The following is a 797-nucleotide window of genomic DNA, read 5'->3' on the forward strand; positions in this document are numbered from 1 at the left end:
CTTTCGAATAGCTCGGTAGAATCTATAAATCGAGTGAAAGAAATAACAGGAAAACAATTTAAGTTTTATAAAGAAGATGTTTTAAATCGCGAAGCGATTGACGCAATTTTTGAAGAAAATGCAATTGAAGCAGTTATTCACTTTGCAGGATTTAAAGCTGTAGGGGAGTCAGTAGCGATTCCATTAACATATTATCATAACAACATTACAAGCACGTTAGTGCTATGTGAAGTAATGCAGAAACATAATGTAAAGAAGATAATCTTTAGTTCATCTGCAACTGTATATGGTATCCCGGAAACGTCACCGATTACGGAGGAGTTTCCATTAAGTGCAACAAATCCATATGGTCAAACGAAATTAATGATTGAGCAAATTATGCGTGATGTAGCATTTGCAGATGCAGAATGGAGTATCGCATTACTTCGCTATTTCAATCCATTTGGTGCACACGAAAGTGGGCGTATCGGAGAAGATCCAAATGGAATCCCAAATAACTTAATGCCATATGTAACGCAAGTAGCGGTAGGTAAGTTAAAAGAATTAAGCGTATTCGGAAATGACTATCCAACGAAAGATGGAACAGGAGTCCGTGATTACATCCATGTTGTGGACTTAGCAAATGGTCACGTAAAGGCGCTTGAGAAAGTACTGAGTACAACGGGAGTAGATGCTTATAACCTGGGAACAGGTATGGGCTATAGTGTACTAGAGATGGTTGAAGCGTTTGAAAAAGTTTCGGGTAAGAAAGTTCCTTATAAAATTACAGAGCGTCGCCCAGGTGATGTGGCAGTATG

General features: G+C 38.5%; 1 protein-coding gene. It reads left to right on the forward strand.

Going from position 1 to position 797, the window contains the following annotated elements; all coding sequences use genetic code 11:
* The coding region (gene galE, locus ACTFSL_RS31080) for a UDP-glucose 4-epimerase GalE (RefSeq protein ID WP_440042969.1) at positions 1-797 on the forward strand (797 nt) is incomplete at both ends.

Source organism: Bacillus cereus group sp. MYBK108-1, assembly GCF_051917185.1.
GTDB classification, from domain to species: Bacteria; Bacillota; Bacilli; order Bacillales; family Bacillaceae_G; genus Bacillus_A; species Bacillus_A cereus.